The following is an 8,092-nucleotide window of genomic DNA, read 5'->3' on the forward strand; positions in this document are numbered from 1 at the left end:
ACGCAATGTCGGGTGACTGGAGTTCACAGACGAGCTCTTCCGATCTCTGCAGCGCGACGGGAGCCGCGAGCGCCGCGCCCACAGGCACCAGCAGCCAGGGCAGTGGCGCGAGCAACTGCGTGACGGGCGTGACCGCGTCGGTCCCCAGCGCGCGGCACGCCACCACGACGGACACGACGAGCAGCGGAAGACCGGCGGCCCAGTGCGCCAGGCGTAGCGCCAACGGGCGTCGGGGGCGGGGTGGTTGAGCGCGGGGCGATTGAGCGCAGGTTGGTTGAGCGCGGGTCCGGTCGGGGCGAGGCGGTTCGGGGCGCGGCGGCGTGGGCGTGGACAACCGGCGGCCTCTCGGGCGTCTCGGGGGCGTGCGGGCGGCGGTGACGGACGCGGGCGGCGGGCCGGGCCTGCCTGCGCGCCGTCCGCATCCCTACCCACCGGGCCGCGGCATTCACCCCCACCGCGACCGGCCCCGGGCCGACGCCGGCCGATGGGGTCGCGCCGACCTGCGGGCTCTCGCAGGCCTGCGGGTCGGCGCAGAACAGCGGGCTCACGCGGAACTGCCGGCTCACGCCGACCTGCGTGCCCCTCGGTCCCAGGCCAGCGACCAGATGACGAAGACCGAGACGCCGAGCGCCAGGATCGCCCAGACCGGCGCGTACGGCAGGAACATGAACTGCGCGAACACGTTCAGCGCCGCCAGCGCGATGCCGGTCATCCTCGCCCAGGTGGCGCCGCGGAAGACGCCGAGCCCGACGAGGACCATCAGCACGCCGAGCGCCAGGTGGATCCAGCCCCAGCTCGTGATGTTGAACGAGTAGACGTAGTTGTTCACTTGCGCGTAGACGCTGTCCTTGGCGATCGCGACGATGCCCTGGAGTATGTCCATGACCCCGGAGACGACGAGCAGCGTGCCCGCGAAGAGCGTGCCGCCCGCCGCCCAGACGGCGGCCGTGTCGTGGTCGTGCCGTCCGCGTCCGCGTCCGGTGCCTGGGTCGCGGCCCATGCCCATGTCGGAGCCGGCGCTGCGGGGAGGTTGTGCGGTGTTGTGGCTCATGCCCTCATGGTGCGCCCATTCGGGCAAAAGGGATATTTACCTTATCTTCACCCCCGCTGACCTGCGTGTTTCCGCGCCGGTCGTGCGCGGAAGCCCGGGAGGGGTGCGGGAGGGGGTTATGACCGGCGACTGGAGGGTTACTCGTGCGCCGGAGATCCGCGAACTCGTGAACGGGGGCATGAGGCGCAGGCGAAGGAGGCACCGGCATGGCTCACGCAGAACCGTCTCCCCGGCGGGCAACCACCAGGCACCGCCCGGGCGTTCCGCAGCAGATGCACCCGGCGGCCGTCACCACGGCCCTGATCCTCGGCATCGCCGTCGGCGCGTACGCCGCCTACCTGGCACGCGACGGCGGACCCGCCACCTTCGGGCAGCTCTGGCTCGCCCTGGCGTCGGGCTTCGGCTTCGCCGCGATCTGCTTCACACTCGCGCGCACGGGCCATCTCATGCCCCGCGAGTTGCGGGCGCTGCTGTGGGGGGTCCTCATCGGCGGCACGGTCGGCTTCCTGCGCAGCCTGGGCGGGTTCAGCGACTACCGCTCGGTGTGGATCGGCATCGTCATCGGCCTCGCCACCATCCTCGTGACCTGGTACTGGTGGTACACGCACGAGCGCCCGTCGGACACGGGCAAGGTGTAGGAGCCGGTACGCGGGGGCGCTCAGCGCGATTCGCGATGACGGGCCCCTCACCGTGAGCCCAAGATCCGCCACGCAGCGCGCTGAGACCCGATGGTTGACCTTGCCCGCGGGGGAAGCCCCAGCATCGACCGGGCCGGGCGGAAACGGCCGCTCGGGACGGGAAGGGCAACGGGGTGGGCGTGACGGAACCGGGTGCGGAACCGGGTGCGGTGGCACGGCTGACGATCGGCGCGTTCGCGAGCGCCAGCGGGCTGTCCGCGAAGGCGCTGCGGCGCTACGACGAGCTCGGGCTGCTCAGGCCCGCGCACGTCGACGCGTTCAGCGGCTACCGCTACTACAGGCCCGAGCAGTTGGAGCGGGCCAGGCTGGTGGCGTGGCTGCGTCACATCGGCATGCCGCTGGCCCGCATCCGGCTCGTCTGCGACCTGTTCGCGACCGATCCGCCGGCCGCGGGCCGGGAGATCGAGGCGTACTGGGCGCGGGTCGAGGCCGAGACGGCCGCCCGCCGCGACCTCGCTGCCTTCCTCGTCGAGCATCTGACGGCCGGTCCCAAGGACCGGCCGGAGAAGGGGACGGCGGTCATGGATCGGTCGACGCTGGGGATCAGGTACGCATCGCGCACGGAGCGCGGCCTCGTCAGGGAGGTCAACCAGGACGCGGTGTACGCGGGCGACCGGCTGTTCGCGGTCGCGGACGGCTTCGGCAAGGACGGCGCGCCCGCGGGCGAGGCGGCGATCGGCGCGCTGCGCGCGGGCATCCCGCAGGGGGCGGCGGGCGCCGACCTGCTGAACGTGCTGGCCGGGTCGATGGCGGACGCCAACCGCGCCGTCGAGCGGTTCGAGGACTCGGGCACGACGCTGACGGCGATGGCGTGGACGGGCTCGCAGCTCGCGCTCGTGCACATCGGGGACACGCGCGCGTACCTGCTGCGCGACGGCGAGCTGTTCCTCGTCACGCACGACCACACGGTGGTGCAGGCGATGGTCGACGCGGGCGAGCTCGAGGCGGCGGAGGCCGCGTCCCACCCGCAGCGGGCCATGCTGGTGCGCGCCCTGACCGGCGGCGACGAGGGACTGCGCGCGGACGTGCGCCTCCAGGACGTGCTGGCGGGGGACCGCTACCTGCTGTGCTCCAAGGGCCTGTCCGCGGTGATGGCGCAGCCGGAGATCCAGCGCGCGCTCACGGTGCGGCCGGACGGCACGCGGCCCACCCCGCAGGAGGCGGTCCACGCCCTGACGGCCCTGGCCCACGAGGGAGGCGCGCCGGACAACGTCGCGTGCGTGGTCGCGGACGTGGTGGCGCTTTGACGCTCCACGGCGACGCGTGCGGCGGACGCGCAGGACGCTGCGGTCACCTGCGGCTGGAGGCGGACGAGTACCGCCGGGCCCGCGCCTGCGGCGAGGCGCGCCACGCGGCGCGGGGCCGCTGGGCATCAAGGTGGCGAGCGGCGCGTCGGCGAAGGCCCCGATTCGGGGGCGGGGACTGCCCGTTGACGATGTGAACCCGGCGATCGCGCAGGTGGTGCCCGCAGCGGTCGATACCCCGCTGCGGGCCGCCACCGGTCTCCCGGCCCGCTCTCCCGGTCCGCCGCGAAAAGCCGTTGCGAGTGCCCCGCGCCGAATGTCTGATGGGTCGGCCGCCACCGACCAGGGAGCAAACTTGAGCACGCCGCTGCCCGTCCCCTCGTTGCAGACCGCTCGCCTTCGACTGCGTGCTTTCGAAGACACGGATGCGAACGACCTCTTCACCCTGCACAGCAGCGCCCACATCCTGCGTTACTGGGACTCACCCCCGTGGACCGAACGCTCGCGCGCCGAGAAGTTCCTCGCCACGTGCCGGCAAATCGAACAGGAGGGCACCGGGCTGCGGCTGGCCGTGGACCGTGTCTCCGACGGGGCGTTCATCGGCTGGTGCACCCTGAACCGCTGGAATCCGGGCTTCCGCAGCGCGTTCCTCGGCTACTGCTACGACGACGCGGCCTGGGGCCAGGGTTACGCGACCGAGGCCGCGCGCGCCCTGCTGCGCTGGGCGTTCGACACGCTGGACCTGAACCGCGTCCAGGCCGAGGTCGATACGCGCAACGCGGGCTCCGCCCGCGTGCTGGAGAAGCTCGGCTTCGTGCACGAGGGCACGTTGCGGGAGGACTGCGTCGTGGCCGGCGACGTCTCCGACTCGTGGGTCTACGGGCTGCTCAGGCGAGACTGGCAGCCACTGCCCGAGCCGGCCGCCGGCTCCTGACCTCCGTGGCCGGAACTCCGAACCAGGAAGAGACACGCATGGCGACGTTCATCCTCGTGCCCGGCGGCTGGCACGGCTCCTGGTCGTTCGAGGCGGTGGTTCCGCTGCTGGAGCGCGCCGGCCATACCGTCCACGCCCTGACCCTGACCGGTCTGCGGCCCGACGACGACAGTGCGACGGTCGCGTCCGCCAACCTCGACACGCACGCCGACGACGTGTTGCGGCTCCTCGATCGCTCCCGAATCAGCGGCGTGACACTGGTCGGCCACAGCTACGGCGGGATGGTGATCGCCGCGGCCGCTGATCGTGCGGACGGCCGGGTCTCACGACTGGTGCATCTCGACGCGTACGTACCGCGCGACGGCGAGTCCTGCTGGTCGTCGACGACCGAGCGCTACCGCGAGGTGTTCGCTGCCGGAGCCGCGGCCACCGGCTACGCCGTCCGGCCGCCGGACGGCGGCGATCCGCGCCGCCGCCCCCATCCCCTAGCGTCGTTCCTGCAGACGGCCCGGCTGTCGGGCGCGGTTGACCGGGTCCCCCATCGGGAGTTCGTCTACTGCTCGGGCTGGGAGGATCGGACGCCGTTCGCCGAACTGCGCACCCGGCTGCTGGCCGATCCCGGTTGGCAGGTGACCGATCTGCCAACCGGTCACGACGCCATGCACGAAGCCCCGGAGGCGGTCGCCGCGCTTCTGCTCGGCGCGTGATCGCGGGCACGTCGGCGCGCGGTCACCGCGGCCTGTAGGCGGTGACCAGCACCGAGACGGTGACCTGCCCGGGCACGACGACGTCGGCGTCCAGGTCCGCGTGGCGCAGGTGGCGTGCGCTCGGTGTCATCGCCACCAGGTCCAGGGACTCCGGCCCCGTCAGGGGGGCCGCGTACTCGACGTGTTCGGTGAACGCGGCGTCGAAGTACGGGTCGAGCGCCCGGTGCAGGCGCTGCTCCTTGCACGGATCGACCGTGACGGCCGCGGGCAAGCGGCCGTGCAGTTCGGCCAGGTGCCGCCCGGTGGGGCGGACGACGACCAACCGGCCCGTCGGACGCAGCACACGGTGGAACTCGGCCGGGTTGCGCGGGGCGAACACGTCGAGCACGACGTCGACCGCCCCGTCGGCGAGGGGGAACGGACGGAAGACGTCCCAGGACGCCGCGGCGGCTCGTTCGTGGGCGCGGGCCGCCGAGCGCAGCGCCCGTACCGATGTGTCCAGGCCCAGGCCGTGGGCGCCGGGCAACCGGTCGAGCACACCGGCCAGGTAGTAGCCCGTGCCGCATCCCACGTCGACGACCGTGGCCTGCCCGGGCGCGGCGCCGGCCGCCAGGCGGGCCGCGGCTTCGCGAAGGGGCGCGTAGGCACCGGTGGACAGGAAACGGCTACGGGCACGGACCATGGCCGCGTCGTCGCCGCTGGTGGCGCGGGCGCCCGTCAGCAGCCCGGCGTAGCCGTGGCGAGCGACGTCGAAGGAGTGGCCGACCGGACAGCGCAGCGCACCGCGGCCGAAAGTGAGATCACGTGCGCGGCACGTCGGGCAGCGCAGCAGGCGGAGGGACCGTTCGAGGGCAGGGGGAAGCGACACGGGCACGGGGCACTCCTGGCACAGCTGAGGGGAAGGGACCGTGCCTGCACGCGCGCTCAGGACGTCACACCGGGAGCCTGGTGCACGCGGCAGGCACACCAAGGAGGGCGATGCCGTCAGGCGTCGCCCTCAGTGCCTCCCGGTCAGAGGAAGCAGCAGTGCGGGATGCTCATGAATGCCACGCCACGAGTCTACGAGCGGCGGGCGCCGGGGTGCGTTTCACGACTCGGCTGACGATCGCCGTCTCGACGTGGCTGATGCCCAGGCCGGCCAGGTCGTGGGAGAGGAAGCCGTAGAGGGCCGCCAGGTCGGGGAAGTACGCGGCCGCGTGCAGGTTCGACGGGCCCGACGTCGCGTACGCGCCGTGTACCGACGGGTGGTCGGCCAGTGCCTGTCCGGCGGCGGCCAGGTGGTCGGGGGTCACGTGCAGCAGGAGCTTGGCCTCGATGGGCAGCCCGAGGCGGTGGGGGTCCACCAGGACCTGGGTGATCAGGCGGCCCTGGGCGGTCAGTCGGGCCAGGCGGCGGCGCACAGTGGACTCCGGGTGGCCGGTGCGGGCCGCCAGGGCCGCCGCGCTCAGGCGCGCGTCGGGGGCCAGGGCCTCGATGAGGGCCTGTTCCAGGGCGTCGGTGTCGACGCCGTACAGGTCAGGGGAAGCAGCGGCGGAGGCCGTCTCGGCGGGCGGGTCCCCGGGGGTCAGCGCCGCGCGTTCCGGTGCGGTCAGCGCCTGGTGGCGCCACTCGGAGGTGAAGCGGAAGGCGTGCAGGATGGACGCGCTCTCCAGGGACGTCACCGCCTGCGTGGAGGGCAGTTGGCGGAAGACGAGGGGGTCGCGCGAGCCCGGTTCTGTGCGGGCGACCGCGAAGATCTCGTCGCCCGACGTGGTGACGTCGATGAACGGGATGTCGTCGCGCGCCGCGAGCGCGGCCACGATCGTGTCGAGCTTCCCCCGGAGCACCCGGATCCGCAGGAACAGGGCGCCGGTCGAGCCGCCGCCTCGCGGCAGCGCGACCGGTGAGACCACCACACGCACCGTGCCGTCGGCGCCGAGCGCGTGCAGGCGGCGGCGCACGACGGCGGGGCTGAGGCCCAGCACCTGGGCCGCGCGTTCCGCGGTGAGCCGGCCGTCGCACTGCAGCGCGGCCACCAGCCGCTGGTCCGTGGGGCTCAGTACGGAATCCGCCGATGAGCGTGCCATGGAGACGAGTTTCGCCCATCGCGCGGCCGTGCGCCGCCCGTTTCGCGGGCCGCGCCCAAGGATGGAAGGCGACCACTCCGCGCCAGCAGGAAGGAGGCACCCGATGGTTCTCGACCCGCTCGTGTGGTTCCCCCGCTGACCACCCGGCCGCCTGATCAGTTCGGAACGACCTGTCCACCAGGGAGGTTCACGTGCCCGCGTTCGAAGAACGGCAGAGCGAACGACAGAGGGAACGGCAGAGAGAACGGCAGAGAGAACGGCAGACGGAACGGCAGACGGAACGGCAGAAAGTGCGCTTCGCCAGCGGTGACACCTCGTGTGCCGCCTGGCACTATCCGGGCACCAACGGTGGCTGCGTGATCATGGCCGGTGGGACCTCGGTGACGAAGGAGCCCGCCTCGGACCTGTTCGCCGCGCGGTTCAACGCCGCCGGTTTCGCGGTCCTGGCCTTCGACCACCGGCGGTTCGGGGAGAGCGGGGGCTCACCGCGCCAGATCGTCAGCATCCGCGAGCAGATCGACGACTGGCACGCCGCGATCGAGTGCGCGGCCGGACTGCCGGACGTCGACCCGGACCGGATCGCGGTCTGGGGCTTCTCGCTCGCCGGCGGCCATGTCTTCCGGGTCGCGGCCGGCCACCCGCGGCTGGCCTGCGCGATCGCGCAGACGCCGCTGGTCGACGGGCGCGCCGTCGCCCCGCACGCGTTGCGCTGCATGACCCCGTCCGCGGCGCTGCGGCTGTTCGGCCTGGGCATCGGGGACACGCTCGGGAGCCTCGTCGGGCGCCCGCCGCTGCTCGTCCCGACGGCGGGGCCGCGGGGCGCGGTCGCCTCGCTCACCACACCCGACGCCATGGACGGCGACCGGGCCCTCGATCCCAGCGGCCGCCACACCGGCTGGGAGCAGACGGTCGCGGCACGGATCGCCCTGGGGCTCGGCGGCTACCGGCCGGGCCGCCACGCCTCCCGGATCCGGTGCCCCCTGCTGGTCGTGGTCTGCGACCAGGACCAGAGCGTGCTCCCGGGGCCCGCCGTCCTGGCCGCGCGGAAGGCGCCGCGGTCGGAGGTGGTGCGTCTGCCAGGACGTCACTACGCGCCGTTCCTGGAGTCGCACGAGCGGGCCGTCGCGGCGGAGATCTCGTTCCTGGAGAGGCATGCGGGGAGCCGCGTCCCCGGGTGAGGTCGCGGCCACCGGTGTGGCGTGATGGTGCGGCGCTCGGCGTCGCCCGTCCCGCGTCAGAGTGCCGGGTCGGTGGGGCGGGGCTCGGCGCGCGTCGGGTCGGCGGGCGGGGCGTCGAAGCGGCCGGCGTCGAAGCGGGGGGCCTCGAAGCGGCCGGCGTCGGTGCGGGGGGCGTCGGCGCGGGGGGCGTCCCCGCGCGTCGGGTCCGCCGGGC

The 8,092-nt window shown here is 73.5% G+C and carries 8 protein-coding genes and 1 pseudogene; 5 read left to right on the forward strand and 4 right to left on the reverse strand.

The annotated features are described in order from the left end of the window. Positions 1–223 (reverse strand): annotated as a pseudogene (locus JFN87_RS30615) (hypothetical protein); the annotation flags it as partial. Positions 224–562: 339 nt separating this feature from the next. Further along, entirely contained in the window at positions 563–1,000 is a 438-nt protein-coding gene (locus tag JFN87_RS30620) for a DUF7144 family membrane protein (RefSeq protein ID WP_209345394.1), read from the reverse strand. Positions 1,001–1,257: 257 nt separating this feature from the next. Here JFN87_RS30620 and JFN87_RS30625 point away from each other — a divergent pair, with 257 nt between their 5' ends. The 4 genes from JFN87_RS30625 to JFN87_RS30640 all read left to right on the forward strand — a co-directional run bounded on the left by JFN87_RS30625 (position 1,258) and on the right by JFN87_RS30640 (position 4,634). Next, the gene (locus JFN87_RS30625) at positions 1,258–1,689 is read left to right on the forward strand and encodes a hypothetical protein (protein WP_209345382.1); all 432 of its coding nucleotides are present in this window, start codon (positions 1,258–1,260) and stop codon (positions 1,687–1,689) included. Positions 1,690–1,868: 179 nt separating this feature from the next. Beyond that, complete coding sequence (locus JFN87_RS30630; RefSeq protein WP_372449321.1) at positions 1,869–2,996, forward strand: MerR family transcriptional regulator; 1,128 nt, start codon at positions 1,869–1,871, stop codon at positions 2,994–2,996. Positions 2,997–3,348: 352 nt separating this feature from the next. Further along, positions 3,349–3,927, forward strand: a complete 579-nt coding sequence (locus tag JFN87_RS30635) for a GNAT family N-acetyltransferase (protein ID WP_245182569.1) — start codon at positions 3,349–3,351, stop codon at positions 3,925–3,927. Positions 3,928–3,965: 38 nt separating this feature from the next. Then, positions 3,966–4,634 carry an alpha/beta fold hydrolase gene (locus tag JFN87_RS30640; RefSeq protein ID WP_209345386.1) on the forward strand — a complete coding sequence of 223 codons (669 nt, stop codon included), beginning with the start codon at positions 3,966–3,968 and terminating at the stop codon, positions 4,632–4,634. Positions 4,635–4,656: 22 nt separating this feature from the next. On the opposite strand, the gene JFN87_RS30645 is transcribed toward JFN87_RS30640, so the two are convergent. Then, complete coding sequence (locus tag JFN87_RS30645) at positions 4,657–5,508, reverse strand: methyltransferase domain-containing protein (protein ID WP_209345388.1); 852 nt, start codon at positions 5,506–5,508, stop codon at positions 4,657–4,659. A 163-nt stretch (positions 5,509–5,671) separates the two neighbouring features. Continuing rightward, the gene (locus JFN87_RS30650) at positions 5,672–6,700 is read right to left on the reverse strand and encodes an Lrp/AsnC family transcriptional regulator (RefSeq protein ID WP_209345390.1); all 1,029 of its coding nucleotides are present in this window, start codon (positions 6,698–6,700) and stop codon (positions 5,672–5,674) included. A 191-nt stretch (positions 6,701–6,891) separates the two neighbouring features. On the opposite strand from JFN87_RS30650, the gene JFN87_RS30655 reads away from it, so the two are divergent. Next, positions 6,892–7,878, forward strand: a complete 987-nt coding sequence (locus JFN87_RS30655) for an alpha/beta hydrolase (protein ID WP_209345392.1) — start codon at positions 6,892–6,894, stop codon at positions 7,876–7,878. The last annotated feature ends 214 nt before the right edge of the window (positions 7,879–8,092 follow it).

This window comes from Streptomyces montanisoli (genome assembly GCF_017813245.1).
GTDB classification, from domain to species: Bacteria; Actinomycetota; Actinomycetes; order Streptomycetales; family Streptomycetaceae; genus Streptomyces; species Streptomyces montanisoli.

Bases quoted from the DNA above. Each gene is read 5' to 3' on its own strand.
- JFN87_RS30625 (WP_209345382.1), top strand. From the start codon at position 1,258: ATGGCTCACGCAGAACCGTCTCCCCGGCGGGCAACCACCAGGCACCGC.
- JFN87_RS30650 (WP_209345390.1), bottom strand. From the start codon at position 6,700: ATGGCACGCTCATCGGCGGATTCCGTACTGAGCCCCACGGACCAGCGG.
- JFN87_RS30640 (WP_209345386.1), top strand. From the start codon at position 3,966: ATGGCGACGTTCATCCTCGTGCCCGGCGGCTGGCACGGCTCCTGGTCG.
- JFN87_RS30620 (WP_209345394.1), bottom strand. From the start codon at position 1,000: ATGGGCCGCGACCCAGGCACCGGACGCGGACGCGGACGGCACGACCAC.